Consider the following 25,332-nt stretch of genomic DNA (forward strand, 5'->3'; position numbering starts at 1 on the left):
GGGTGGGGTTCATTTGCGTAAAGATGTATTGGTGACTGAAGTTGCATTGCGGGATGGGAGCCATGTAGTGGCACATCAATATACAATCGATCAAGTAAAGAACATGACTGGGAAACTTAGTGCTGCAGGTGTCCCTTATATTGAAGTGTCGCATGGAGATGGCCTAGGCGGATCATCCTTGCAATATGGATTTTCAAAAGTAAATGATATTGAATTGGTGGAAGCCGCTGTTGAAGCTGCCGGAAAATCGGTTATTTCAGTGCTTTTAATTCCTGGTATCGGGACAATTGATCAATTAAGGGAAGCTGCTCACGTTGGGGCGAAAATGGCGCGGATTGCAACGCACGTAACGGAAGCGGATGTCTCAAAGCAACATCTGGAAGCTGCGAAACATCTCGGTATGGAAGCAATCGGGTTTTTAATGATGTCTCACATGGCATCACCGGAAAAACTTCTTGAGCAAGCCAGTTTAATGGAATCCTATGGAGCAGATGCTGTGTATGTTGTTGATTCCGCTGGATCTTTTTTGCCAAATGAAGTCAAGACGCGGATCAGGTTATTAAAATCAAAACTGAATATCGATATCGGGTTTCATGCTCACAATAATTTATCTCTTGCTGTGGCAAATTCCCTTGTGGCAATTGAAGAGGGGGCAAATAGGATCGATGGCAGCATTCGCTGTCTCGGTGCAGGTGCTGGTAATACCCAGACCGAAGTGCTTGTTGCCGTGCTGGATAGGCTGGGTATCCGTACTGATATTGACTTATATAAAATGCTTGATCTTTCGGAGGAAGTTGGAAATACGATCATGCCAAAGCCCCAGGAAATAACAGACTCGAGTTTAATCATGGGTTATAGTGGCGTTTACTCCAGTTTTTTATTGCATGCAAACAAAGCGGCGAAAAAGTATGGAGTGGACGCCCGGGATATTTTGATGGAGCTGGGTCGACAAAAAGTGGTTGGTGGTCAGGAAGATACGATAATTGAAGTAGCTGAGCAAATGGCGCTGCAGAAGGAAGGGACTTTAAAATGAAACTAGTTCAACTAGCAAAACGGGTAGCCGAATCGCAAAAAAATGGCCGTGAAATGGATAAGCTTACATTATCCAATCCTGAACTAACAGTAAATCAAGCATATGAAATTCAGAAGTTGAGCATAAATGAGACGATCACTGGTGATAACAGATTCATAGGGTGGAAGATGGGCTTGACCAGCAAAGCCAAACAACAGCAAGTAGGGGTAGAAGAAGCGATCTATGGCAGGTTGACATCTGCCATGGAACTAACCAAACCAGTATTAAAAGTAGGGGAATTCATTCATCCAAGAGTGGAACCCGAATTTGCTTTTTTATTCAAAGAAGAACTGAAAGGTGCAAATATAACGGCGAAAGATGTCTGGCCGGCTGTAGAATGCGTATTTCTAGCTTTAGAGGTTATTGACAGCCGTTATAAAAATTTTTCCTTTACACTTACAGATGTAGTAGCGGATAATGCATCCTCAGCTAAAATTTTGCTTAGCAATCAAGCTTTTTCACCGTATCACACGGACTGGGCTCAAGCAGAAGTTAGGCTTTATCAAAATGGTGAAATACAAAAGAAGGGTCTTGGAGAAGCTGTACTGGATCATCCGATTCATTCGATTGTGGAACTTGTAAAAATGATTAGCCGTGAAGGACTATCCATTCAGGCTGGAATGATTGTTTTAGTGGGCGGGATTACAGATGCCATTCCCATACAGGCAAACGATGAAGTTATAGCTGATTATGGTGAATTAGGGAAACTGACTTTACATGTTATAACGTGAACTAAGAGGAGGGAATTAATTGCGCGAAGTAAATGCTTCAGAAGTGGTGGGTAATAGTAAATTTGGCCGTTTTCATTTAATGGTCTTTATGTGGTGTTTGTTCGCAATTACCTTCGATGGATTTGATATAGCCATGTATGGAGTAGGTTTGCCTTTGATGATGGAGGAATGGAACTTGACGCCAGTGGAAGCTGGCGGAATAGCAAGTTATTCATTGTTCGGAATGATGGTAGGAGCCCTTATTTTTGCACCCCTGGCGGATAAAATGGGGAGAAAAAGAGTGCTTGCCATTTGCATCTGTATATTCAGTGTTTTTACATTACTTTCAAGTTTTGCCCCAAATCCTGCCTTTTTCTCGATTATGCGATTTATAGCAGCCTTGGGAATGGGAGGATTAATGCCAAACGTTATCTCCTTAATGGCGGAATACTCACCCAAAAAGAACAAGGTGCTCATTGTAACCTCTATGTACTGTGGATATTCCATAGGAAGCATACTGGCCTCTCTAATTGGAATGTATGTGATGGAACAAATGGGCTGGAGGGTTTCGTATTGGATTGGGGCGCTTCCCTTATTGGCACTTCCTTTTTTCATGAAGCAATTTCCTGAATCCCTTTCCTATTATGCTATTCGAAAAGAAGGGGTAAAGCTTGCCGGAATTCTGAACCGCATTGATCCAGAGGGCGACTATAAAGATTTGGACGATTATGAGTTTGCCAAAGTCCAAGAAAGGGCAAAGGGCTTTCCAGTCAAGAAACTCTTTGAAGATAAGCGTACTCTTAGTACATTTGCGTTTTGGGTAGCTGCCTTTAATTGTTTACTTATGGTATACGGACTCAATACATGGTTACCAAAAATCATGCAGCAGTCCGGATACGGCCTTACATCCAGTTTATCTTTCAATCTTATATCGGGGATAGGGCAAATTGGCGGATCGATAATTGGAGGGTACTTAGTTGGGAAAATGGGCCATAGAAGAGTGCTTGTATCCCTCTGTGCCATTGGGACGGTCTGCTTTGTAATATTAGGATTAACCTCAAATGTAGTAGCATTATATATTTTAATCGCTTTTGGAGGTGCCTGTACAGTGGGTACGATGAATTTGGCCAATACGTATATTTCCGAGTATTATCCACAGGAGATAAGGACCACCGGGATAGGTTGGGCCTTGGCGTTTGGCAGAATTGGAGCGATTGTTGCCCCTACATTAATAGGTTTATTGCTGGCTGCAAACTATTCGTCACAAAATGCATTTATGGCCTTCACAGTTCCGAGCATAATGGCGGCCTTGGCGTTACTGGTTGTAAAAGAGATTTATGGTAGCTATGATAAACCACAGATGGAGGAAAATATAAAACTAAAAGCAACATCGAATGTATAAATAATATTATACTTTCTTCTGGTAGTAGATTGCCTATATGTCAGGTGACAGTCATGCAGACTGTTCCCTGACATATAGGCCATTTTTTAGAAAATAAAAGAATTCACGAGTAAAATCGTCAAATTCACGAGTAAAATCGTCAAATTCACGAGTAAACCGACTGAATTCATGAGTAAACTTTCCGAAATGAATACCCCTTTTGTTATAGTATTTGCTGGGCAATAAATGTGGTAATCTCCTTACAAATATGTGGAGGTTATTTTATGTGATTATGTGATAAAAGGGAAGCAACAAAAAGTAGTCCCGAAAACACAGTTTTTATCGTGTATTTGGAGCTACTTGACGTTTAAATAATTACTTTGCTTATTTTCTTTAGTGCTGCGACATATATTTTAAATTATATTTTTCGAACATCAGAAATTGACGTTCATGATTTTGGTACAACTTTAGGCTTAACCTTAGGATTATCTTTTCTAGACGTAAAGATCACTAAAGAGATAAGAATGTAAAGGGTTGGTGGGAGTCAGAAGTTCTCATTAAAGCACTCCAATTGGATTAACCTCTTATATTCGTTCTGGCCGAGAACAACTTGATTCGGTACATAGAATCCCTTAAGGAATGACGGATTATCCAGATTATGAAAAAAGGTGAACGCGGCTCGCTAATTGATTTAAGCGTAGAACAAAAAGTGCATTAAATTATTATCATGTTCAATACTTGACATAAACGGTATTAATGATGTTAAATAATAAAAAAGACCGATTGTTCTTTTTTAGAAAAGGAGTTTAGAAAAGATGAATAAAGGTGAACGAACGAAAAAATTTATTATTGAGCAATCATCGTCTTTATTCAACACAAATGGCTATAATCCACTTCTATCTCTGAAATAATGAAGGCGACAGGAATAAAAAAAGAAGGCATATTAAAAGCGATTTTTCTAATTCAGTTATTGATTCTTTTTTTTGGATAAAAAAAGACCGTTTGGTTTTTTTAGTGAGTTATATTCTATAAGAAAATGATGACGGGTGAAATACCTGAATCTCCAGTTGCAAAAGTGCTTGGTTTTAAGGTTGTAGATGTGTGAAGAAGGCAGAGTTGTTATTGGAATGGGATTTTCTGGAAGATATCGAAATCGGGGGGGCATGCTACTTGTGGGTTAATGTGATAAAGCTGCTGCGATGGAATATGCTTTTGCAAACTTGCACCGAATGAAATGAGGGGTGCATCAGTAAGATTTCAGACATTGGTTCAGCTGACTGACAATGGTTTACAACTGTTATTACCACCATCCTGAAATAGCTATTCGTGGGTTGGCCGTATTGCTTAGCAACCAATTGTTCTAGATACTAATAGCGCCTGTACTTACTCTTTCATTAAGGTTTGACCACAGAAGGATCGACGGAGCTACAGCGCTGAATGCAATGAATCATATTAAGTGATTATTAAACGACCCAAAACTATTGTTAATGGAGGCGTAAGTAATGGTTGTCGGAGATTTCCCAATTGAAACAGATACTATAGTCATCGGTGCAGGTCCTGGGGGTTATGTAGCAGCAATTCGTGCTGCCCAGCTGGGACAAAAAGTAACAATTGTTGAAAAGGAATATTTGGGCGGTGTATGTTGTAATGTCGGCTGTATACCTTCAAAGGCATTAATTGCCGCTGGTCACCGCTATGAAACAGCTAAGCATTCGGATGCATTTGGGATTACAGCAGAGAATGTAAAGGTTGATTTTTCAAAAGTACAAGAGTGGAAAGCTAGTGTAGTGAAAAAGTTAACTGGCGGTGTCGAAGGACTATTAAAAGGAAATAAAGTTGAGATTGTACGTGGTGAAGCATTCTTTGTAGGCAATAATTCATTACGCGTAATGGGCGAAAAAAATGCTCAAACATACACCTTTAAAAATGCAATTATTGCAACAGGATCGCGTTCAATCGAGTTGCCTACATTTAAATATTCAAAACGCGTTCTAAATTCGACTGGTGCCCTCAGCTTAAATGAAATTCCTGAAAAAATCGTTGTTATTGGCGGCGGTGTTATCGGAATTGAACTTGGCGGTGCCTATGCAAACTTTGGTACCCAAGTAACGATTTTAGAGGGTGCAGATGAAATTTTAGGCGTAGGTTTTGAAAAACAAATGTCAGCCGTTGTTACGAAGAGTATGAAGAAAAAAGGTGTAGAATTTTATACCAAAGCAATGGCAAAAGGTGTAGAAGAAACAGAAAATGGCGTCACTGTAACCTTTGAGGTAAAAGGCGAAGAACAGAAAATAGACGCTGATTATGTGTTTGTAATGGTTGGACGCCGCCCGAATACGGATGGAATAGGTCTTGAACAAACAGGCGTAAAAGTGATTGGCCGTGGACTTATTGAAATCGATAAGCAATGCCGCACGAATGTTCCTAATATTTATGCAATCGGGGATGTTGTTCCAGGTCCGCAATTAGCACATAAGGCATTCTATGAAGCAAAAATTGCTGCTGAAGCGATTGCCGGACATCCATCTGAAATTGATTATATAGGCATTCCAGCAGTCGTATTTTCAGACCCTGAGCTTGCAACTGTAGGTTATACTGAACAACAAGCAACAGATGAAGGTATTGAAGTAGTAGCTGCAAAATTCCCATATGCGGGAAATGGACGTGCGTTGTCACTTGACAGCACAGAAGGGTTCGTTAAGCTTGTAACTCGTAAAGAAGATGGACTTATTATCGGAGCGCAAGTTGCCGGAGCAAATGCTTCAGATCTCATTTCGGAGTTAGCTTTGGCTGTTGAAACAGGATTGACAGCAGAAGACATCGCTTTGACAATCCATGCCCATCCCACACTTGGAGAAATGACAATGGAAGCTGCCGAAGTTGCACTTGGAACCCCAATTCATATCATTAAATAATTTATGGATTATGTGCCGAACTAATCAATATAAGCAAAAGTAAACTTGCAATCTGTACTCCAGAAAAGCGCCATTTTCTTGAATAACTAAAATATGGTCTCAGTCGTAAAATCACTTTTGAATTGAAGGGGAGTTCAATAAAGAACTCCCAACCATTACTTTTAATGCGTTATACGTATTTTGAGGAATAAGATGCTTTTTGCTTTCATCGGCATGAATAAGTTCTAACAAGTTTGAAATTAATGTTTTTCACCCTCATTAATAATTCTTTACTGATCGTTCTTAAATTGATATGCTTAAAGCAAGCTACAATTTTGTTTCCCTTTCCAAATGAGAATGATCATTCTTTAATTCTGAAGAATTGATTGAGGGAGGGATGATATAAAATTGTTGCGATCTAAGTACGTCAAATGATTCTCAGACCTTTTCAGAAGTAAGAGATAATACGTTCTAAGGTGGGACTACATGGCTAGAAGTAAAGAATTTGATGAAAAAGAAGCATTAAGGAGAGCAATGGAGCTTTTCTGGCAGCAGGGTTATGAAAAAACATCCATGCAAGATTTGGTGAACCATATGGGCGTTCACCGTAGAAGTATCTATGATACATTTGGTGACAAGCATACGTTGTTCATGAAAGCATTGGAACGCTATGACGAGATAGTAGAAACCCAAATTGACACGCAAGTAAAGCAGCTCGGTTCGGTCAAGAAGGCTATCAGGCGTTTATTTGAGATGGTGATCCACACAAACGAAAAACAACAGATCGGATGCTTGACAGTGAATACAGCAGTTGAATTGTCTTTGCATGACGAAGAAGCAGCAGAAAAGGTTGTGGAGAGTTTTACCAAGACAGAAAGTCTGCTGTATGAGCTATTGTTGCGTGGTCAAAAATCGGGGGAAGTATCCGAACATCATGCTGTGGAAAGGCTCTCCCAGTTTATCCATAATTCATTAGTGGGATTACGCGTCTTGGCGAAAACCACCGATGACAAACAAAAACTGGAAAACATTATCGACATAACACTGTCTGTCTTGGATTAAGTTTTCTTTTTTTTGATAATTTAAGAACGGTCATTCTTAAATTATAAGTGTTTCAACGACACCCACACTTGTCAAAAAGCCAACAAGCCAAGCGTGTGCGTTAACGCTTGCTTATCCAAAGTGCAACATTGTGATGAAATAATAACTAGAAGCATATAATTTCGCCGCATTAGTAATGAACATAACTGGGAACTATTCGCGTAATCAACAAGTTAATCATTGCGTAAGGCGATGTCTCGCTTCAACAACTACCCGAACGATTAGTTCGAAAGGAGAAAAAATTATGTCAACATTTACTATTCCAAGTACAACAAGATATGTCGAAGCGGAGGGAATTCGGTTTGCCTATAGGAAGTTTGGCAAAGAAGCTGGTATTCCACTGGTGTTCTTTATCCACTTCCGAGGAACAATGGAAAACTGGGATCCCGAGCTTATTGGGGCTCTAGCTGAAGATAGACCCATTATTCTTTTCGATAATAGCGGTGTAGGTGAAACCAGTGGCGAAACTCCTTCTACTATAGCTGAAATGGCCAAAGATGCAGCGTCCTTCATTAGAGCACTTGGTTTACAACAGGTCGATGTGCTTGGCTTCTCAATTGGTGGGTTCGTAGCTCAGGAGTTAGTATTGCAACATCCGAATTTAATTCGCCGCATAGTATTGGCGGGTACCGCTCCACAATCAGGCGTTAATAAATTTCGGCAGGATGTTAATGAGGCTATGGCTAGCGAAGATGCTAATGGCGCCTTCGAAAGATTCATGTTCCTTTTTTATAATCCTACCGAAACTAGTCGCGCGGCTGGAAGTGCTTCACTGAAGCGTATTATTGCCCAGAAAAAATTTGAAAGTTCGCTGCAGGTACGCGACGCACAATTGAAGGCGATAGAACAGTGGGCTGATCGGTTACCTGACCAATCGTATGAATGGTTGCATAAGATTAAGCAACCAGTGCTTGTAACTAACGGTGTTGAGGATATCATGGTTCCTACCGAAAACAGTTACATTCTTGCTCAGCAACTACCTAACGCACAGCTTATCATTTACCCGGACTCCGGGCATGGGCACCTGTTCCAATTTCCTGAACTGTTTACAGCACATGTGAAGCTATTTCTTGATGCATAGTCTCAGGTGAGATCGTCAGTTTTTCCTCTCTGTACATCGAGGCACCAACTTATAATATCCTGATTCTTACAGTTGGTGATATTTACAATAAAGAATGTGATTTTAAAATGAAGGATTAGAATGGATTAAAATACATTTACCCTAAATTAAAAGATGGTCAAGTCGGTATAATATTTGTTAACAAAGGAAGAGTATAGATGCTCTTTTATATAAAAGAAATTAATTGAGGTGAGAGAAAAAAATGAAAAATAACAATACTATTTTAGCAAATTCTCTACAACTCCCAAATGGAGTAAACATCAAAAATCGATTTTTTAAATCAGCCATGAGTGAAACACTAGCGACAGCTGATAATAATCCTACACAGCCCTTAATTACTTTATACGAAACATGGGCAAATGGCGGTGCGGGGCTTCTGGTGACAGGAAACGTTATGATTGATAGACAAGCCTTAGGGGAACCTGGAAACGTTGTTATTGAAGATGAGCGTGACTTAGACAAACTCAAGAAATGGGCAAAAGCTGGCACGCAAAATGGAACTCACCTTTGGACGCAATTAAATCATCCTGGAAAACAGTCACCTAAGACCATATCAAAGGAACCTGTCGCGCCAAGTGCTGTCCCACTTTCTGGGGATGTTAAGGACTTTTTTAATAAACCGCGCGCCCTTACTACACCGGAAATCAAAGACCTGATTATACGCTTCGGAAATGCAGCTAAAATTTCAAAAAATGCTGGATTTACAGGTGTTCAAATTCATGCAGCCCATGGATACCTAGTTAATCAATTTTTATCGCCATATCATAACCAACGTACAGATGAATGGGGTGGAAGTTTAACGAATCGAATGAGATTTTTAATGGAAATTTATCAGGAAATACGTAATCAAGTAGGCGAGAACTTCCCCATTGGTATCAAGTTAAATTCCACTGATTTTCAACGAGGTGGTTTCACGGAAGAGGAATCGATGGAGGTTCTTCAGAGAATATCTGAAGTCGGTATTGATTTAATTGAAATTTCCGGGGGGAATTACGAAAATCCCAAGATGATGGGGGGCGAGGTGAAAGAAAGTACAAAGAAACGGGAAGCTTATTTCTTGGAATATGCTAATAAGGCGAGAAAATTAGTCTCTACACCATTAGTTGTTACAGGAGGGTTTCGTTCTCAAGAAGGTATGACTGAAGCTATAGCCAGTGGGACGATAGATATGGTTGGCTTAGCAAAACCATTTGCACTTGTACCCGATCTACCAAACCAAATCTTTGAGGGGAAATATGAAACGGTAAAGATTAAACCAATTAAGACAGGAATTACAAGTTTAGATAAAAAAGCGTCATCTATGTTAGAGCTAGGTTGGTATGAGCAGCAATTAGCACGAATAGGCAAATCAAAACTTCCTAAACCTAATTATAGTGTTTGGTTGTCCCTACTTCACAATATTTCTAAGAATGGACTTTCAGTGTTTAAAAAAAGAAGAGCATAAGAGTATCTACTTCATGTCAATGAAATCTTTTGAGAAAACTGTTTGCGTTATTATTTTTCACTTTACTAGAATGTTCGTTCTTTAATGTTGGGCGAGGCTGGCAACTTTTCTTGAGTACGGTCCGACCAGAGGATTCTGCTGTATGGCTAAACACCATCCATAGTCACAATCAGGGGTTAGAAAACGCTGCAAAACGGTTTAAAGTTTTACACTAAAAACAGAGGTGGATTGCAAAATGAGAAAAACTGTACTTATCACTGGAGTGTCGGGTGGGATTGGCCAAGAGTTGGCGGATCGTTTCGCCAAAGATGGACATGATATAGTGCTGGTGGCGCGGAGCGAGGGTAAACTTTTGGAACTAGCGAAGGAATATCGGAATAAATATGGCATCCAAACGACAGTCATCGCCAAGGATGTCGCATCACCCGGCGTACCGGAGGAGATTGTCGCGGAGCTTAAGGAGAAGGGGGTTGTCGTCGACTATCTTGTCAATAATGCCGGCTTCGGTTTGTACGGGACATTCTTGGAAACGAAGTTGGAGCAAGAGACGAATATGATTGATGTCAATATCAAGGCTCTGACTGTTATGACGAAGTTGTTCTTGCCAGATATGGTCAAACGGGGCCAAGGGGGCATTATGAATGTTGCTTCGTTGGTGGGTTTTTTCCCGGGACCTATGATGTCGGTTTACTACGCGACGAAGGCGTACGTGCTGTCGTTCACCGAGGCTCTCGAGAACGAGGTGAGCGGCACGGGTGTTACTGTGACGGCACTATGTCCGGGGCTGACGTCAACCGGATTCGTCGATCGTTCGGGTATGGGCGCCTCGAAGCTGTTCCAGAGTGGGGCCATCATGGAGGCCGGGCAGGTGGCTGAGGAAGGGTACCGAGGCTTCTTGCGCGGGAAGACGCTCGTGATGCCAGGGGCTCGCAACCGGTTCGTGGCGTTCATTCCGCGATTAATGCCGCGCAAGATGGTGACACGTATGGTCAGATCCATGCAGGACAGAACGGGGGATTGACCTTATGGAGGGCGGCCAGGATTGGCTGTTGATTACGGCCTGACAACCCAGGCAAGGGCTCCCAACTTATCCGAACGATGCTCTCAGCAAAGAACGCAATTACTAATCTGTTGCGGATATATTCTACAACACTATTTCAATTATTTGGAGGTCAATTATGAATTATTCTCAATCTATTCAAAACTTGTTTAAACCATTCGCATTCGGAAATACGACGCTGGCAAATCGTATAGTGATGGCACCGATGACGAGACAATTTTCTCCTGAAGGAGTGCCTGGTCCGGATGTGGCCGCCTATTATCGCCGCAGGGCTGAAAATGGCGTTGGACTTATCGTGACAGAAGGTACGGTGATTAATCATTCGGATTCGTCCAATCAAGCCAATGTACCGCATTTCTATGGCGAAGCTGCATTAAACGGTTGGGCAAACGTCGTGGCTGCTGTACACGAAGTAGGCGGACGGATTATTCCGCAGATTTGGCATATGGGTGCGCAAGGGCATGTTGGCGATTATTCGGAATTGGATATCGCCGCAATCGTTCAAGCCTTTGCGCAGGCAGCATTCGAAGCCAAGCGGCTTGGGTTCGACGGCATTGAGCTTCACGGTGCGCATGGATATTTGATCGACCAATTCTTCTGGGAGAAAACGAACCCGCGTACCGACAGCTATGGCGGCGACATGGTTGCCCGCACCCGCTTCGCGGTTGAGGTCATCGAAGCTTGCCGCCGTGCCGTCGGACCGGAATTCCCGATTGTGCTGCGGTTCTCGCAATGGAAGCAGACGGATTTTACAGCGAAACTGGCAGCAACGCCGGCGCTGCTGGAACGGTTCCTGACGCCACTTTCCGATGCGGGCGTCGATATTTTCCACTGCTCGACCCGCCGTTTCTGGGAGCCTGAGTTCGAAGGCTCCAATCTGAATCTCGCCGGATGGACAAAAAAGCTGACGGGTAAACCGACGATTACGGTTGGATCAGTCGGTCTGGATAACGATTTTACGAGTCACTTTACGGAAGGAAAGAGTGCCAAAAATACCAAGATCGACGGGTTAATCGAAAGGCTTGAGCGTGAAGAATTTGATCTGGTAGCCGTGGGTCGGGCATTAATGGTTGATCCTGCTTGGGTAAACAAGATTCGTGACGGCCGAACAGCAGAATTGGTTCCCTTTACATCTGAGTCAGTGAGAACACTTCATTAAGCCTCCGTTTGATTAGTTAACACAAGATACATTCTGGAGTTTATGGATAAAAGTGCTATACGATTGCCGCACAGCTAAGCATATGGAGATTTATGACAGCGATAAAGTTGTAGGGATTGTAGACGAAAACTATGAATTCAAATTAAGAGATCCAATCTATCCAATACTTTGATGCATAATACTTTGTTATGTCTGTCTTTAAAAAAAAGAGGATAAGAGTATCTTATTATTCCATAGAGAATGGGGGGGCTGGGGCATCCTCTTTTCTTCATCCTTAACGTATTAGAAGATTGAAAGACTAGTAATCCAAAAGATTAATAATGAACATCTTTGATTGAAAACTTTTCTAATACGTTTGACAATTGGATTTATCGTGTTAATATAAAGGCAAATGAAATATATATACAATTTGTACCACTAGGGGTGCTTTATAGGTAAAAACTGATTTTACCTGAGAAGCTGAGATTAAAGTATGACTTTAAGACCCTTAGAACCTGATCTGGTTTATACCAGCGTAGGGAAGTGGGGTCTGGGACAATACGTTTCTGTATTATTTCAAGTACAACCACTTTCTTTACGTTAAAGAAAGTGGTTTTTTATTTGCAAAAAAAAGGGGTTATAAAAGGCTTTTATCCGTATCATTCATAAAAAAATAGAATTTGGAGGTAATGGACATGAAGTTTTCAGAGGAAATCCGCCAGGAAGTTGATCATATTTGGGAAGCTAGCTTTAATCACCCGTTTGTTGCAGGAATAGGAGATGGCACATTGCCAATAGAGTGTTTTCGTTTTTATGTCAAGCAGGATGCCTATTATTTATCTCATTTTGCTAGAGTTCAAGCTTTAGGAGCAGTCAAGGCTACAGATTTACATACAACAAGCAGGCTTGCCGGCCACGCACAGGGAACATATGAAGCGGAGTTGAAGCTTCATGAAAATTTTTCTGAGAGATTAGGCATCACCAAAGAAGAACGGGAAAATTTCAAACCTGCCCCGACTGCCTATGCTTACACTTCCCATATGTATCGTGCGGCATATTCTGGACATTTAGGTGACGTTATTGCGGCTATCTTGCCATGTTATTGGCTGTATTATGAAATAGGTGAAAAGCTGCAAGAGTGTAAACCGGAAGAGCCGATTTATCAAGAATGGATAGCGGCTTACGGTGGAGAGTGGTTCCGCTCTTTGGTAGAAGAACAAATTGCGAGGCTTGATAAGATTGCTGAAAAGGTAACAGATGAAGATAAGGAAAGAATGAAGGAGCATTTTATCCTTAGCAGCCAATATGAGTACTCATTTTGGGAAATGGCTTATCGTTTAGAGACATGGCCTATGCATAAGGAAACACTAGAAGTATAAAGGAGATTGAAACATGAAAAAAGGATTGAAATTAACGGATATATTAGTCACGATCGTGATTGCCGTAGCATTTGGAATCGTTTATATCCTTTGGGGTTCGATTTATTATTCCGTTAAACCATTAGGATTACATCTAGATCAACTTATTTATGGAATGTGGTTTATAGCTGGCCCCGTCGCCTTTTTGATTTTACGGAAACCGGGTGTGGCACTTCTGGCAGAGATAGCTGCAGCTTCAGGTGAATTCTTTCTAGGTTCACCATGGGGGCTGTCCGTACTCTTATATGGGGTGGTCCAAGGTTTGTTCGCTGAACTGGTATTCATGGCGTTCAAATATAAAAAATTCAATATGCCGGTGGCCGTTTTAGCTGCGATAGCTTCCTGCCTTGCATCAGTATTAATGGATTTTGCCTACGGGGAAATAGGTGCTCTCACTCTTTGGAATTTATCGTTATTCATGATAGCGAGGTTTGTGGGTTCCATATTCTTTGCAGGTGTAACTGCTTATTATCTAGTTAAAGTCCTGGAAGCAACAGGAGTAACTAATCTAGTTCGTCCAGTTTCAAGTAAAGATTATGCAGAACTGGACCAAAAGTAGAGGTTGATGGCCATGAAACCAATCGTTTCTGTTGAGAAGTTAAGAATGAAATTTCCAGGTGATGGGTCTTTGATTTTCAAGGACCTATCAGTCTCGATTGATAAAGGTGAAAAAGTTCTATTGTTGGGACCATCAGGATGTGGTAAGTCGACTCTTTTGCAAGTGTTAAGCGGATTGATTCCGAATTCCATCGAAGTCCCGATGAAAGCGGAGAAATTGAAATGCGCTTCTTCATGGGGATATGTTTTTCAAGACCCTGATAGTCAGTTTTGCATGCCATTTGCCGATGAGGAAATTGCCTTCGTCCTTGAGAACCTTTCCGTCCCTAAAGAAGAAATGAATGAGAAAATCCAAAATCATATTCGTAAAGTAGGATTGAACCTAGGCCATACAAGTATAGAAACATTATCAGGCGGGATGAAACAGCGTCTGGCAATCGCTTCAGTATTGGCCCTTGAACCGGAAGTGATATTTTTAGATGAACCAACCGCCATGCTTGATCCGGAAGGAACTAAAGAAATCTGGGATTTGTTGAAGGAAGTCGGTCGAGACAAAACGGTAATTATCGTCGAGCATAAAATTGACCATGTTTTAGAATTCATCGAACGAATCGTGCTTTTTAACGGTGAAGGTGAAATTATAGCTGATGGTCCAAGAGATACCATCCTTTCACTATATAAAAAGGAAATGAAAGAACATGGAATTTGGTTCCCTGGTGTTTGGGATGAATATATACAAGAGAATGCCCCCATTCGGGAACAACAATTTGCAGACGGTTCACCCCTAATGCATGTGCAAGGCTTTAGCGGTTTTCGGAATAAAGAGGAAAAAATCAAGGTTGAAGGATTGATGGTCCATTCAGGGGAATGGATTGTAATCAGGGGAGAAAATGGCGCGGGAAAGAGTACTCTTTTGCATGCACTGATGCAGTTCATAAAAACGAATGGTACGTATGAATTAATGGGAGCCCCTATTAAAAGGATGAAAAATCTAACCGATCATATGACGTTTGTCTTTCAAAATCCTGAGTTTCAGTTCGTTGCAAATTCTGTATATGAAGAGATTGCTTATTCATTGCGAATTGGAAAAAGGCCACAACAAGAAATAAGGGAGAGAGTTCAATCATTGCTTGAAGTGTTCCGCCTAGAGGCCCATCGGGATAAACATCCATTTCAATTATCAATGGGTCAAAAGCGTCGTTTAAGTGTAGCTGCCTCTATCGTCATAGACAAAAAAATCATTCTCTTGGATGAGCCTACCTTTGGCCAAGATTCGAAAAATACCTTTGCATTACTGGAATGGTTTGAGGAATATCGAAGGCGTGGAACAACAGTGATCATGGTAACTCATGACGATCATATTTCAAGAAACTTTGCAACCAGGATCTGGACGGTTAAAGACGGAAATGTAATAAGTGATGAAAAGGTCAACACGCAATCCGGATTTATGGAGACCAAAGTTTTATCATTTTAAAAGGAGTGTCATGTAGATGAATGTTTCAAGTGCAGAAACATGGCTCCATAAGGTTAACCCAAGCCTTAAACTATGCGCATTGCTTGTTTTATGCATTGTGGCATTATTCATTCATGATCTGAATTATATGATGAATGTGACCATTGGTGTTTTATTCTTATTTTTGTGTTTTACGGGGCATTCGATGAAACGCATCTTACTTTTGTCAATCCCTTTTTGTTTCATTTTTATATCCACTTCTCTAGCAATGATTTTATTCGGTAAAGGTGAGACACTTTGGTTTGAGTGGGGTCTTATATCGATTACGGAAGAAAGTTTCATGAGGGGGTTACTGGTAGGCTTTCGAGCTTTGCTTTTTGCGGCACTTGGTTTAACTTTTTCCTTGACGACGAGACCTGTGAACTTGTTTTATTCCTTAATGCAGCAAGTTAAGCTTAAACCGAAATATGCTTATAGTTTCATGGCAGCTTTAAGGCTTATCCCCATCATGATGGAAGAGTTACAAACGATACGAAACGCGATGAAGGTACGCGGTTTCGAAAAGGGAAAAGGGATCAGATCGGTATATTATAAAATGAAAGCCTATTCCATCCCATTGTTATCCGGAAGCATCAGACGTGCTCACAGAATCGCGGTTGCGATGGAGGCGAAGCGATTTACAGACACTCGGGATCGAACATACTATTATGAATTTGGGTTTTCAATAAAAGACCATGGATTCATTCTGTATTTTATCATCCTGCTGTTGGCAGGGTTTTATCTATCGGTTCATTTCCCGTTACTACCTATTTGATTTTATGAGATTGCAAGTTTACTAGTTAGGGGTTCTAAGTATGAATGCACAAGAATTGCATATTATTTCTACTGGGAAACAGCCAATTGAAAAGTTCGTAGAAATCGCTTCAAACATTCAGGAACATGTTGATTTCTTCTATCTAAGGGAAAAAAATATGAATGCATCAGAACTCTATCGAGCAGTGACCCTGTTACATAATAATAAGATTCCGCTGTCTAAGATCATCATTAATGACAGGGTGGATGTAGCCTGGGCGCACAAAGTGTTTGGTGTGCAATTGGCTTTTCATAGTTTAGATGCAGGAGTCGTAAAAAGAGCATTTCCAGGGATGAGTGTTGGCTGTTCGATCCATTCCATGGATGAAGCAAAAGCCGCTTTCCGCTACGGTGCCAATTACGCGATATATGGTCATGTTTTTGAAACGGATTCAAAACGCGGTCTTCCTCCTAAGGGAGTTGAGGAGCTTCATGCAATTACAAAAAATGTCAATCTTCCGATTATTGCAATAGGCGGAATAACACCCTCCAATTGCCAAATCGTGCGCGATGCTGGGGCACAAGGAATTGCAGTCATGTCAGGTGTGCTTGAAGCGGAAAATCCGGTTAGAGCCGTTAAAGAATATTCGAAGTCTTTAGGAAAGGAGACATAAGATGAATTCCATATATGATGCAATCATTGTTGGGGGAGGAGTAATTGGTGGATCCATTGCTTTTCAATTAGCTAAACGAGGTAAAAAGGTCCTTTTATTGGAAAAAGATAGACTTGCCAGTAAAGCTTCCAGTGCTGCAGCCGGGATGTTAGGAGCACAGGCTGAGCTGGATGCAGATAACCCGCTCTTTACATTGGCAAGCCGAAGCAGGGGGATGTTTCCTGCACTGTCGAAAGAATTGAAAGACATAAGTGGAATAGACATCGAATTAGTGAATAAGGGTATGTTTAAGGTGGCGCTTACGGATGACCAGGTTGCAGAGTTGAAGAAAATGATCAAAGTCCAGCAAGATGCGGGACTTGAGGCGGAATGGTTATCTACTGCCGAAATAAGGAAAACGGAACCGCTTCTATCGGATGAGATTAAGGGAGGCATGTTCATTCCGGGGGATGGACAAGTTTCAGCAACAAGGCTGTCGCTCGCTTTTACTAAATCTGCAGCTGCCCTTGGTGTGGATATTAAGGAATTTGTCCATGTTTTTGATTTACGTACGGAAAATGGATATGTAAAAGGAGTGTCCACTAATATAGGCGAATTTTCAAGTGAAAATGTAATTGTGGCAAGTGGGGCTTGGAGTGCTTTCCTCCTTGAAAAGTCAGGAATAAACCTCGATACCTATCCGATAAAGGGGGAGTGCTTCTCCGTCCTGACTGATCGTCCATTGCTTGAAAAAACGATCTTTTCACATGGCTGCTATCTTGTACCCAAAGTTGGCGGGAGAATCATTGTCGGGGCAACGGTAAAAGCGAACACTTTCGATCAAAAGGTAAGTATGGAAGGGATCTCAACGTTAATAGAAAAGGCAACGCAATTGCTTCCGGCAATTAAAGAAACCGAGTGGGAAAAGACATGGGCAGGTATACGCCCCCAAACAGGGGACGGCCTTCCGTACTTTGGTGAACATCCAGCATACAAAGGACTTTTCATTGCAACGGGTCACTTCAGGAATGGTATCCTGCTTTCTCCAATTACAGGTGTACTTATTGCGGATATTGTGGAAGGGAAGACAAACCCTGAATGGTCCGCTTTTCGATTGGAGCGTTCGATACAGACCCAATTTTCATAATGGAGGTGAATGAATTGGAATTGATTATTAACGGGGAAAAAATACGGATTCCTGCTGATGAGTCAACAGTTACAGGACTTTTGCAACACTTTAATTTACATCAAAAAGTAGTGATCGTTGAATTGAATGATGAAATATTAGCAAAAGAAAATCAAAGTGAAACACTTTTGTCAAATGGTGACAAGGTCGAGATTGTACATTTTGTAGGAGGCGGATGATATGTTAAAGATTGGTTCTTATGAATTTTCTTCTAGGTTATTATTAGGTACTGGGAAATATCCAAACTTCGATGTTCAAAAGCAATCAGTGGAGGTTTCGGAGACGGAAATATTAACATTTGCAGTTCGGAGAATGAACATTTTCGAAGCCAGTCAACCAAATTTTTTAGAAAAGCTTGATTTGAAAAAATATACACTCCTTCCCAATACAGCAGGAGCCAAGACGGCAAAAGAAGCAGTGCGCATAGCCCAACTTGCTAAGGCTTCTGGTTTATGTGACATGATTAAGGTGGAAGTCATCGGCTGTCAAAAAACACTTCTGCCTGATCCGATTGAAACCTTAAAAGCTGCTGAAGAATTAGTGAAACTGGGATTCACTGTATTACCCTATACTTCGGATGATGTTTTGCTTGCAAAACGCTTGGAAGAAGTGGGCTGTCATGCAATAATGCCTGGTGCTTCACCGATTGGCTCAGGTCAAGGAATTATAAACCCACTGAACTTGCGATTCATTATGGAACAATCAGAGGTTCCTGTAATTGTTGATGCAGGGATTGGAACACCCTCCGATGCGGCAATTGCCATGGAATTAGGTGCGGATGGCGTGTTGCTTAACACTGCAGTTTCCGGAGCAAAAAACCCAATCAAAATGGCGAAAGCAATGAAACTTGCCATTGAGGCAGGTCGCATGGGTTATGAAGCGGGCAGAATAGAAAAAAATGAGTACGCCATTGCAAGCAGTCCAGTTGAAGGAATGAGCATTGGATGACTGAACGTTATTCACGACAAGAAATTTTTGGCCCTATAGGGAATGAAGGACAATTGAAAATTCGCAATAAACACGTTTTGGTGATTGGAGCGGGTGCTCTCGGTACGGGAAGTGCAGAAGGCCTTGTACGAGCAGGAATTGGGAAACTGACCATTGTTGACAGAGATTATGTGGAGTGGAGCAACCTGCAAAGACAACAGCTTTATTGTGAAGAAGATGCTGAAAAAAGAATACCGAAAGCTGTGGCAGCGAAGAATCGTTTGAATGCGTTAAATTCAGATGTTGTCGTAAAATCGCATGTTGCGGATGTTTCGGTGGATGAACTGGCAAAGCTCGTTGAAGGCGTGGATTTAATATTGGACGCCACTGATAATTTCGATACCAGGATGCTAATTAATGATAGCGCACAAAAATATAAAATACCCTGGATTTACGGGGCCTGTGTAGGGAGTTATGGGATAAGTTACACGGTGATCCCAGAGGTGACCCCATGCTTGAATTGTTTGCTGGAAACGGTTCCGATTGGAGGACTGACCTGTGATACGGCGGGAATCATTAGTCCTGCTGTTCAAACGGTCGTTGCCCACCAAATGACGGAAGCCTTAAAAATCCTTGTAGAAGATTATGCATCACTTAGAAACAAGATTGTTTCGTTCGATCTTTGGAAAAATGAGCATTCGTCCATAGATGTAGCGAAATTAAAAAAAGACAGTTGTTTGTCTTGTGGGACAAATCGGACCTATCCACATCTATCCTATTCAAATCGTATAAAGACTGCCGTATTATGCGGGAGGGATTCTGTCCAGATTCGGCCGGCGATGAAACATGAAAGAGACTTAGCGGAACTTGAAAAAAATCTGTTTGCACAAGGTGGCAAAATCGTTAGAAATCCCTATTTACTTTCATTTTCAATCGGAACCCATCGAATGGTTGTTTTTAAAGATGGACGTGCTTTGATCCATGGAACAAAAGAAATCTCAGAAGCCAAAACTTTATATCATCGTTATTTTGGCTGAATAACTGTAATGAACGGATCTGAAATCCAAGGTAAAGTGTTTTAAAAAGGTACCGATAATTTCTGCATTATAATAGGAAGTTATCGAACATTCTTCTTGCGACTTGATTGCTGCGTAAACATCAAACGAAAGCGGTGTCTGCCTTAAGGGCGGCACCGCTTCGTTATGGAACGTTTATAAAAGCTGCCTACATATCATGACTGCTATTATGCTTCTGACGGGAGTGCTGTCTATTTTTTACCTTATGAGAACCGCTTAACGGTGCAGGTTGACCTGTGTTATTCCCTTTAGGTGCGTTGTTTTTACCATCATTTTTGTTCATGTGCGATCCCTCCTACTTCTTAAGATAATCAGTCCGTGAAATTTTATTCACATACATATATTTGCAAACCTCGTACATGCTATGGATGGACACTAATTAAGGAGCTGAACCAAATGCAGGATAAACAAGATAAGCGAAGGACGTTCCAGGAAGCCCAGCAAAGCTATCAACAAGTATTTGATGTATATTCATCCATCGAGAAGAACGCACCGAATTACGGAACGGAATTGAAACATGTGAAGCAGGAGGTGAACGAGGCCTATCAGCAAATTCAATCTGCTTTAGTCACGGCTTCCGAGCATCAGAGAGAACAATTGAAACAATTCGAGCAGGATATTCAGGCAATCGTCAATGAGGTCAATTCAGAGGACTTTTGAGTGACTGGTTCTATCCGGCGTTTCCTGTTTTTAGAATGGAATAGGCTTCTTGAAAAATGCAGTAAATCTGCCATTTCAAAAAGCCTATCTTATTTAAAGCCTAGAAATGAGGGAAATCATTGGTTTTTCTTTCTTTTTTTATTATTTTGCCTTTGCATTTCCGATAATGGCGGTTCATTTCCCAGTTCATCATTATACCCAGCTCCATTACCTTGCGCTTTTGCAGCATTCATACCTGGTATAACATGATTTGCCTTTTGTTTTGTCATTTCGACACCTCCACCCATAGAATGCGATAATGTTGAATGATTATGTATGAATGACCAATATGTTTTACTGGAATAATTTATCAGGCCAAAAATAGGGGTATTTTCGATGAATTGCATATCAGTAAGGCTTCCTAAATGCAACTTTAATATGTGGGGAATTTTTTTCTATAAGAGAAACTTATCAAAAACAATAACTTTCTTGTTATTTACTTATACTCATTTCTATATTAGTATTAAGTTGAAGGAAGAGTTAGGGTGGGAGAAGAGAGAAGAAATTCGACAAACTAACTTTTTTTACTTATATTTATAGTAGACATGGTTTCAGAGAACCAGGTTTTACTTTTATGTGCAGAATAAGTTCTGACAGTTTAATTGGGGGTAATATTCATGACGAAAAATGACGTATACCAAGCGCGTAAATCCTTTGAAATTGAAGGGGAACGCTACAACTACTACAGCCTAGACGCTATTGAAAAAGCAGGGGACGGCCAAGTTTCACGCCTTCCATATTCCATTAAAGTCCTACTTGAAGCAGTACTTCGCCAAGTAGACGGAAGAGTAATCACAAAAGAACACGTTGCGAACCTTGCTAAGTGGGGAACAAGTGAGCAGCAAGATATAGATGTTCCGTTCAAGCCTTCACGTGTTATCCTACAAGATTTCACTGGTGTTCCAGTTGTTGTAGATTTAGCTTCTCTACGTAATGCATTCGCTGCACTTGGTGGAGATCCTGATAAAATCAACCCGGAAATTCCAGTTGACCTTGTAATCGACCACTCTGTACAAGTTGATAAAGCAGGTACAATTGATTCTCTTGATGCCAATATGGATCTTGAATTCGAACGTAATGCAGAACGTTACCAGTTCCTAAGCTGGGCTCAAAAATCATTCAATAACTACCGTGCGGTTCCACCAGCAACTGGTATCGTTCACCAAGTTAACCTTGAGTACCTTGCGAACGTAGTACATGCGGTTGAATCTCCAAACGGCGACTTTGAAGTATTCCCTGACTCTGTATTCGGTACAGATTCACATACTACTATGATCAACGGTATTGGTGTTCTTGGTTGGGGTGTCGGCGGTATTGAAGCAGAAGCAGGTATGCTTGGACAGCCTTCATACTTCCCAGTACCAAAAGTGGTTGGTGTGAAACTAACTGGTCAACTTCCTAAAGGAACAACAGCTACTGACCTTGCATTGAAAGTAACCCAAGTTCTTCGTGCACACGGCGTAGTTGGTAAATTTGTTGAGTTCTACGGCCCTGGAGTAGGATATCTTCCACTTGCTGACCGTGCAACAATTGCTAACATGGCTCCTGAATACGGTGCTACAGTCGGTTTCTTCCCAGTTGATGCAGAAGCTATCGATTACATGCGCTTAACAGGCCGTGATGAAAAACAAATTAAAGTTGTTGAATCTTACTGCAAAGAAAATGGATTGTTCTACTCTCCTGAAAACGAAGATCCAGCTTACAATGATGTTGTGGAAATCGACCTTTCAGCAATTGAACCAAACCTTTCAGGCCCTAAACGCCCGCAAGATTTGATTCCACTTTCTCAAATGAAACAATCTTTCCATGATGCTATCAATGCACCTATGGGTAACCAAGGTTTCGGCATGGACAATTCTGAATTGGATAAAGAAGTAACTGTTAAATTTGCCGATGGTAAAGAAACGGTAATGAAAACAGGTGCGATTGCAATTGCTGCAATCACAAGCTGTACAAACACTTCTAACCCATACGTAATGCTTGGAGCAGGTCTTATTGCTAAAAAAGCAGTTGAAAAAGGATTGACTGTTCCGGATTATGTAAAAACATCATTGGCACCAGGTTCTAAAGTTGTTACTGGTTACCTTCGTGATGCAGGTCTTCAACCATACCTTGATCAATTAGGGTTCAACGTAGTTGGTTATGGCTGTACAACATGTATCGGTAACTCAGGTCCATTAGCGGACGAAATCGAAGCAGCGGTTGCTGAAGCAGATCTTCTAGTAACTTCAGTACTTTCTGGTAACCGTAACTTTGAAGGTCGTATTCATCCACTAGTGAAAGCAAACTACCTTGCTTCACCTACTTTGGTTGTGGCATATGCTCTTGCTGGAACTGTGGACTTTGATCTAAACAATGATTCACTTGGTAAAGATAAAGATGGCAACGATGTATATCTTGCTGATATCTGGCCATCACAAGAAGAAGTTAACGCTGCTGTTAAAGCAACAGTTACACCGGAATTATTCCGTAAAGAATACGAAACAGTATTCAACGATAACAAACGTTGGAATGAAATCCAAACAAGCAACGAAGCAATTTACGCTTTCGATTCTAAATCAACATACATTCAAAATCCTCCATTCTTTGAAGGATTATCACCAGAACCAGGTTCAGTTAACCCACTTTCTGGCTTGCGCGTAGTTGGTAAATTCGGTGACTCAGTAACAACTGATCACATTTCTCCTGCAGGTGCAATCGGTAAAGATACACCAGCTGGTATCTACCTTCGTGAAAATGGTGTAAAACCACGTGACTTTAACTCTTACGGTTCTCGTCGTGGTAACCATGAAGCAATGATGCGTGGAACATTCGCAAACATTCGTATCCGTAACCAAGTTGCTCCAGGTACAGAAGGTGGTTACACTACTTACTGGCCAACAGGCGATGTAATGGCTATCTATGATGCTTGTATGAAATACAAAGCTGATGGAACAGGTCTTGCTGTCATTGCTGGTAAAGACTACGGTATGGGAAGCTCTCGTGACTGGGCTGCAAAAGGTACTAACCTTCTTGGCATTAAAACAGTTATCGCTGAAAGCTTCGAGCGTATTCACCGTTCTAACCTTGCGTTAATGGGTGTTCTTCCTCTTCAATTCAAAGAAGGCGAAAACGCTGAAACACTAGGATTAACTGGAAAAGAAGCGATTGCTGTTAAAATCGACGAAACAGTTAAACCACGTGATATCGTAACAGTTACAGCTACTGATGAAGCTGGAAACGTAAAAGAATTTGATGTACTTGTTCGTTTCGACTCTGAAATCGAAATCGACTACTACCGTCACGGTGGTATCCTTCAAATGGTATTACGTAATAAATTAAAAGGCTAATTTAAGCTTTTGAGGAGCGGCAAACCTACATGTGTAGGTTTGCCGCTTTTTTTGTGTCAAGTTTATGAAACAATGAGAGATCATGATATGATTTAATGGAATTGCACTTTTCTGCATACCCTTTTATTGTTAAGATGGAATAAGGAAGTTGTTCTATTTCTGGAAATGGACTAATATTTTTATTGTAATGGGACTAGGGGGACGAGTATGATTAAAAAGATTATTGCTTCGGTGGTCTTACTGTCACTTATTACGATAGCAATCGTGCAGGCGATGGATAATGAACCGAAGGGAAAAGACGAAAAAGATTCATTGGGCGGATTGAAAATTGGAGCTAAAGCACCGGATTTCAACCTGAAAACTTTGGATGGGAAACAGGTTGAATTATCGGATTATAAGGGAAAAAAGGTAATGCTGAATTTTTGGGCAACGTGGTGTCCGCCTTGCAAGAAGGAAATGCCGGATATGGAGAAATATACACAGCAAGCTGGTGATGATGTCGTCGTACTTGCTGTCAATATTGACCCCGAAAATGATGTACAATCCTTTGTAGAGGATAATGGAATTACTTTTACAATACCGCTGGACAGTCAAAGTGCCAAGAATCCAGTGAATGAGCGTTACAAGATTCTTAGCATACCAACAACTTACTTCATCGACAAAGAAGGCATTATCAGGAATAAGGTAATTTCAGCCATGCAACTTAAGGATATGGAACGAAACATAAATAGTATGCAGTAGGGGAACCTTTATGAAGCTGGCAGACAGTCGGACGGAACCTTTATGAGGTTCCGTTTTATTGTTTGTTAACAAAGTTGTCAAATTTTAATGAAAAAATCAAAAAATTTAAAAAATTATGGTTAATGTTTAGGAAAAAAGGGTTAAAGTATAGAGAGTGGAGAAAGGGAACTTTATCTGGTTAAAAATCTGATAATTGTGACAATTTTAGGAATGGAAAGCACATAGTCATAATTTTACGTTAATTTGGCAATACTGAATAGTATATTAAAATAAGTAGGTGAAAAGCATGAAAAAAAGAAAAAGGTCATTTGAAGAATTAATTAAAGAAAACAAAAAGGAATTATTGATGGACGTTAAACAAATGGAAAGACTTGAAGAACGTCTTGAAAAAAAACATATGCAAAAGGCTGAATAAGTTTTGCAAAAGATATATTAAAAAGAGCCAGTGCCATGAAGGTCCCTGGTATTATCCCCTACAGGTAGACAGAGTAAAAAGAGAGCATGATAAAATGTTCTTAACAGTCTATCTGAGAGGGGATTTTTCTATGGCAAAAAAGGGGCAAACGTTTCAAACATATAC

Annotated in this window: 24 protein-coding genes, 1 pseudogene and 1 riboswitch; of the genes and pseudogenes, 23 read left to right on the forward strand and 2 right to left on the reverse strand. The window is 40.9% G+C overall.

Translation table 11 applies throughout. The features are described 5' to 3' along the window. Positions 1-13 precede the first annotated feature (13 nt). From dmpG to N9I19_RS09675, 19 genes and pseudogenes are all read left to right on the forward strand, one after another. On the forward strand, positions 14-1,033 hold the full coding sequence (gene dmpG, locus N9I19_RS09580; protein ID WP_411730423.1) for a 4-hydroxy-2-oxovalerate aldolase: 1,020 nt from the start codon (positions 14-16) through the stop codon (positions 1,031-1,033). Continuing rightward, on the forward strand, positions 1,030-1,803 hold the full coding sequence (locus N9I19_RS09585) for a 2-keto-4-pentenoate hydratase (protein ID WP_089363071.1): 774 nt from the start codon (positions 1,030-1,032) through the stop codon (positions 1,801-1,803). The genes dmpG and N9I19_RS09585 overlap by 4 nt, the downstream gene beginning before the upstream one ends. 19 nt (positions 1,804-1,822) lie before the next feature. Then, the gene (locus tag N9I19_RS09590; protein WP_317777642.1) at positions 1,823-3,184 is read left to right on the forward strand and encodes an MFS transporter; all 1,362 of its coding nucleotides are present in this window, start codon (positions 1,823-1,825) and stop codon (positions 3,182-3,184) included. 1,195 nt (positions 3,185-4,379) lie between these two features. After that, positions 4,380-4,623, forward strand: a pseudogene (locus N9I19_RS09595) (2-oxo acid dehydrogenase subunit E2); the annotation flags it as partial. A gap of 42 nt (positions 4,624-4,665) precedes the next feature. Next, on the forward strand, positions 4,666-6,078 hold the full coding sequence (gene lpdA / locus N9I19_RS09600) for a dihydrolipoyl dehydrogenase (protein ID WP_317777643.1): 1,413 nt from the start codon (positions 4,666-4,668) through the stop codon (positions 6,076-6,078). Positions 6,079-6,543: 465 nt separating this feature from the next. Then, positions 6,544-7,119, forward strand: a complete 576-nt coding sequence (locus N9I19_RS09605; protein ID WP_061462966.1) for a TetR/AcrR family transcriptional regulator — start codon at positions 6,544-6,546, stop codon at positions 7,117-7,119. 283 nt (positions 7,120-7,402) lie between these two features. Continuing rightward, entirely contained in the window at positions 7,403-8,239 is an 837-nt protein-coding gene (locus tag N9I19_RS09610; RefSeq protein ID WP_317777644.1) for an alpha/beta fold hydrolase, read from the forward strand. A 241-nt stretch (positions 8,240-8,480) separates the two neighbouring features. Beyond that, a complete protein-coding gene (locus N9I19_RS09615; RefSeq protein ID WP_317777645.1) occupies positions 8,481-9,722 on the forward strand; it encodes an NADH:flavin oxidoreductase/NADH oxidase family protein in 1,242 nt (413 codons plus the stop codon). A gap of 235 nt (positions 9,723-9,957) precedes the next feature. Then, positions 9,958-10,743, forward strand: a complete 786-nt coding sequence (locus tag N9I19_RS09620; protein ID WP_317777646.1) for an SDR family NAD(P)-dependent oxidoreductase — start codon at positions 9,958-9,960, stop codon at positions 10,741-10,743. A 157-nt stretch (positions 10,744-10,900) separates the two neighbouring features. After that, the gene (locus N9I19_RS09625) at positions 10,901-11,941 is read left to right on the forward strand and encodes an NADH:flavin oxidoreductase (RefSeq protein WP_284470919.1); all 1,041 of its coding nucleotides are present in this window, start codon (positions 10,901-10,903) and stop codon (positions 11,939-11,941) included. A 409-nt stretch (positions 11,942-12,350) separates the two neighbouring features. Continuing rightward, a riboswitch (TPP riboswitch) is annotated at positions 12,351-12,479 on the forward strand. 136 nt (positions 12,480-12,615) lie between these two features. Continuing rightward, complete coding sequence (tenA, locus tag N9I19_RS09635) at positions 12,616-13,299, forward strand: thiaminase II (RefSeq protein WP_317777647.1); 684 nt, start codon at positions 12,616-12,618, stop codon at positions 13,297-13,299. Positions 13,300-13,312: 13 nt separating this feature from the next. Beyond that, entirely contained in the window at positions 13,313-13,897 is a 585-nt protein-coding gene (locus N9I19_RS09640; RefSeq protein ID WP_061462972.1) for an ECF transporter S component, read from the forward strand. Between the two features lie 12 nt (positions 13,898-13,909). Then, on the forward strand, positions 13,910-15,370 hold the full coding sequence (locus tag N9I19_RS09645; RefSeq protein WP_317777648.1) for an ABC transporter ATP-binding protein: 1,461 nt from the start codon (positions 13,910-13,912) through the stop codon (positions 15,368-15,370). A 16-nt stretch (positions 15,371-15,386) separates the two neighbouring features. Beyond that, a complete protein-coding gene (locus N9I19_RS09650; RefSeq protein WP_317777649.1) occupies positions 15,387-16,163 on the forward strand; it encodes an energy-coupling factor transporter transmembrane component T family protein in 777 nt (258 codons plus the stop codon). A 40-nt stretch (positions 16,164-16,203) separates the two neighbouring features. Next, complete coding sequence (locus N9I19_RS09655) at positions 16,204-16,815, forward strand: thiamine phosphate synthase (RefSeq protein WP_089363059.1); 612 nt, start codon at positions 16,204-16,206, stop codon at positions 16,813-16,815. A 1-nt stretch (position 16,816) separates the two neighbouring features. Beyond that, positions 16,817-17,941, forward strand: a complete 1,125-nt coding sequence (thiO, locus tag N9I19_RS09660; RefSeq protein ID WP_317777650.1) for a glycine oxidase ThiO — start codon at positions 16,817-16,819, stop codon at positions 17,939-17,941. Positions 17,942-17,955: 14 nt separating this feature from the next. Next, the gene (thiS, locus tag N9I19_RS09665) at positions 17,956-18,159 is read left to right on the forward strand and encodes a sulfur carrier protein ThiS (protein WP_061462977.1); all 204 of its coding nucleotides are present in this window, start codon (positions 17,956-17,958) and stop codon (positions 18,157-18,159) included. A 1-nt stretch (position 18,160) separates the two neighbouring features. Beyond that, positions 18,161-18,928 (forward strand): thiazole synthase, encoded by a 768-nt coding sequence (locus tag N9I19_RS09670; RefSeq protein ID WP_061462978.1) that lies wholly within the window; start codon positions 18,161-18,163, stop codon positions 18,926-18,928. Continuing rightward, positions 18,925-19,944: a thiazole biosynthesis adenylyltransferase ThiF gene (locus N9I19_RS09675; RefSeq protein WP_317777651.1), complete on the forward strand. Its 1,020-nt coding sequence runs from the start codon at positions 18,925-18,927 to the stop codon at positions 19,942-19,944. The genes N9I19_RS09670 and N9I19_RS09675 overlap by 4 nt, the downstream gene beginning before the upstream one ends. Positions 19,945-20,131: 187 nt before the next feature. Here the strand turns inward: N9I19_RS09675 and N9I19_RS09680 are convergent, their stop codons facing one another. Continuing rightward, complete coding sequence (locus tag N9I19_RS09680) at positions 20,132-20,266, reverse strand: small acid-soluble spore protein P (RefSeq protein WP_061462980.1); 135 nt, start codon at positions 20,264-20,266, stop codon at positions 20,132-20,134. A 113-nt stretch (positions 20,267-20,379) separates the two neighbouring features. Between N9I19_RS09680 and N9I19_RS09685 the strand changes: the two genes are divergently transcribed. Beyond that, the gene (locus N9I19_RS09685; protein ID WP_317777652.1) at positions 20,380-20,643 is read left to right on the forward strand and encodes a hypothetical protein; all 264 of its coding nucleotides are present in this window, start codon (positions 20,380-20,382) and stop codon (positions 20,641-20,643) included. 116 nt (positions 20,644-20,759) lie between these two features. On the opposite strand, the gene sspO is transcribed toward N9I19_RS09685, so the two are convergent. Beyond that, on the reverse strand, positions 20,760-20,912 hold the full coding sequence (sspO, locus tag N9I19_RS09690; protein ID WP_034312428.1) for a small acid-soluble spore protein SspO: 153 nt from the start codon (positions 20,910-20,912) through the stop codon (positions 20,760-20,762). Between the two features lie 387 nt (positions 20,913-21,299). On the opposite strand from sspO, the gene acnA reads away from it, so the two are divergent. From acnA to N9I19_RS09705, 3 genes are all read left to right on the forward strand, one after another. Then, the gene (acnA, locus tag N9I19_RS09695; RefSeq protein WP_284470913.1) at positions 21,300-24,011 is read left to right on the forward strand and encodes an aconitate hydratase AcnA; all 2,712 of its coding nucleotides are present in this window, start codon (positions 21,300-21,302) and stop codon (positions 24,009-24,011) included. Between the two features lie 207 nt (positions 24,012-24,218). Continuing rightward, the gene (locus tag N9I19_RS09700) at positions 24,219-24,752 is read left to right on the forward strand and encodes a TlpA disulfide reductase family protein (protein ID WP_317777653.1); all 534 of its coding nucleotides are present in this window, start codon (positions 24,219-24,221) and stop codon (positions 24,750-24,752) included. A gap of 286 nt (positions 24,753-25,038) precedes the next feature. Next, the gene (locus N9I19_RS09705) at positions 25,039-25,167 is read left to right on the forward strand and encodes an FbpB family small basic protein (RefSeq protein WP_230302654.1); all 129 of its coding nucleotides are present in this window, start codon (positions 25,039-25,041) and stop codon (positions 25,165-25,167) included. Positions 25,168-25,332 lie beyond the last annotated feature (165 nt).

The organism is Peribacillus sp. CSMR9 (assembly GCF_033141925.1).
Taxonomy (GTDB): domain Bacteria; phylum Bacillota; class Bacilli; order Bacillales; family DSM-1321; genus Peribacillus; species Peribacillus simplex_A.

Bases quoted from the DNA above. Each gene is read 5' to 3' on its own strand.
- acnA (WP_284470913.1), top strand. From the start codon at position 21,300: ATGACGAAAAATGACGTATACCAAGCGCGTAAATCCTTTGAAATTGAA.
- N9I19_RS09620 (WP_317777646.1), top strand. From the start codon at position 9,958: ATGAGAAAAACTGTACTTATCACTGGAGTGTCGGGTGGGATTGGCCAA.
- N9I19_RS09615 (WP_317777645.1), top strand. From the start codon at position 8,481: ATGAAAAATAACAATACTATTTTAGCAAATTCTCTACAACTCCCAAAT.
- N9I19_RS09640 (WP_061462972.1), top strand. From the start codon at position 13,313: ATGAAAAAAGGATTGAAATTAACGGATATATTAGTCACGATCGTGATT.
- thiO (WP_317777650.1), top strand. From the start codon at position 16,817: ATGAATTCCATATATGATGCAATCATTGTTGGGGGAGGAGTAATTGGT.
- lpdA (WP_317777643.1), top strand. From the start codon at position 4,666: ATGGTTGTCGGAGATTTCCCAATTGAAACAGATACTATAGTCATCGGT.
- N9I19_RS09605 (WP_061462966.1), top strand. From the start codon at position 6,544: ATGGCTAGAAGTAAAGAATTTGATGAAAAAGAAGCATTAAGGAGAGCA.
- N9I19_RS09685 (WP_317777652.1), top strand. From the start codon at position 20,380: ATGCAGGATAAACAAGATAAGCGAAGGACGTTCCAGGAAGCCCAGCAA.
- N9I19_RS09610 (WP_317777644.1), top strand. From the start codon at position 7,403: ATGTCAACATTTACTATTCCAAGTACAACAAGATATGTCGAAGCGGAG.
- sspO (WP_034312428.1), bottom strand. From the start codon at position 20,912: ATGACAAAACAAAAGGCAAATCATGTTATACCAGGTATGAATGCTGCA.
- N9I19_RS09675 (WP_317777651.1), top strand. From the start codon at position 18,925: ATGACTGAACGTTATTCACGACAAGAAATTTTTGGCCCTATAGGGAAT.
- N9I19_RS09705 (WP_230302654.1), top strand. From the start codon at position 25,039: ATGAAAAAAAGAAAAAGGTCATTTGAAGAATTAATTAAAGAAAACAAA.
- N9I19_RS09680 (WP_061462980.1), bottom strand. From the start codon at position 20,266: ATGAACAAAAATGATGGTAAAAACAACGCACCTAAAGGGAATAACACA.
- tenA (WP_317777647.1), top strand. From the start codon at position 12,616: ATGAAGTTTTCAGAGGAAATCCGCCAGGAAGTTGATCATATTTGGGAA.
- N9I19_RS09650 (WP_317777649.1), top strand. From the start codon at position 15,387: ATGAATGTTTCAAGTGCAGAAACATGGCTCCATAAGGTTAACCCAAGC.
- N9I19_RS09645 (WP_317777648.1), top strand. From the start codon at position 13,910: ATGAAACCAATCGTTTCTGTTGAGAAGTTAAGAATGAAATTTCCAGGT.
- N9I19_RS09700 (WP_317777653.1), top strand. From the start codon at position 24,219: ATGATTAAAAAGATTATTGCTTCGGTGGTCTTACTGTCACTTATTACG.
- N9I19_RS09625 (WP_284470919.1), top strand. From the start codon at position 10,901: ATGAATTATTCTCAATCTATTCAAAACTTGTTTAAACCATTCGCATTC.
- N9I19_RS09655 (WP_089363059.1), top strand. From the start codon at position 16,204: ATGAATGCACAAGAATTGCATATTATTTCTACTGGGAAACAGCCAATT.
- N9I19_RS09585 (WP_089363071.1), top strand. From the start codon at position 1,030: ATGAAACTAGTTCAACTAGCAAAACGGGTAGCCGAATCGCAAAAAAAT.
- N9I19_RS09670 (WP_061462978.1), top strand. From the start codon at position 18,161: ATGTTAAAGATTGGTTCTTATGAATTTTCTTCTAGGTTATTATTAGGT.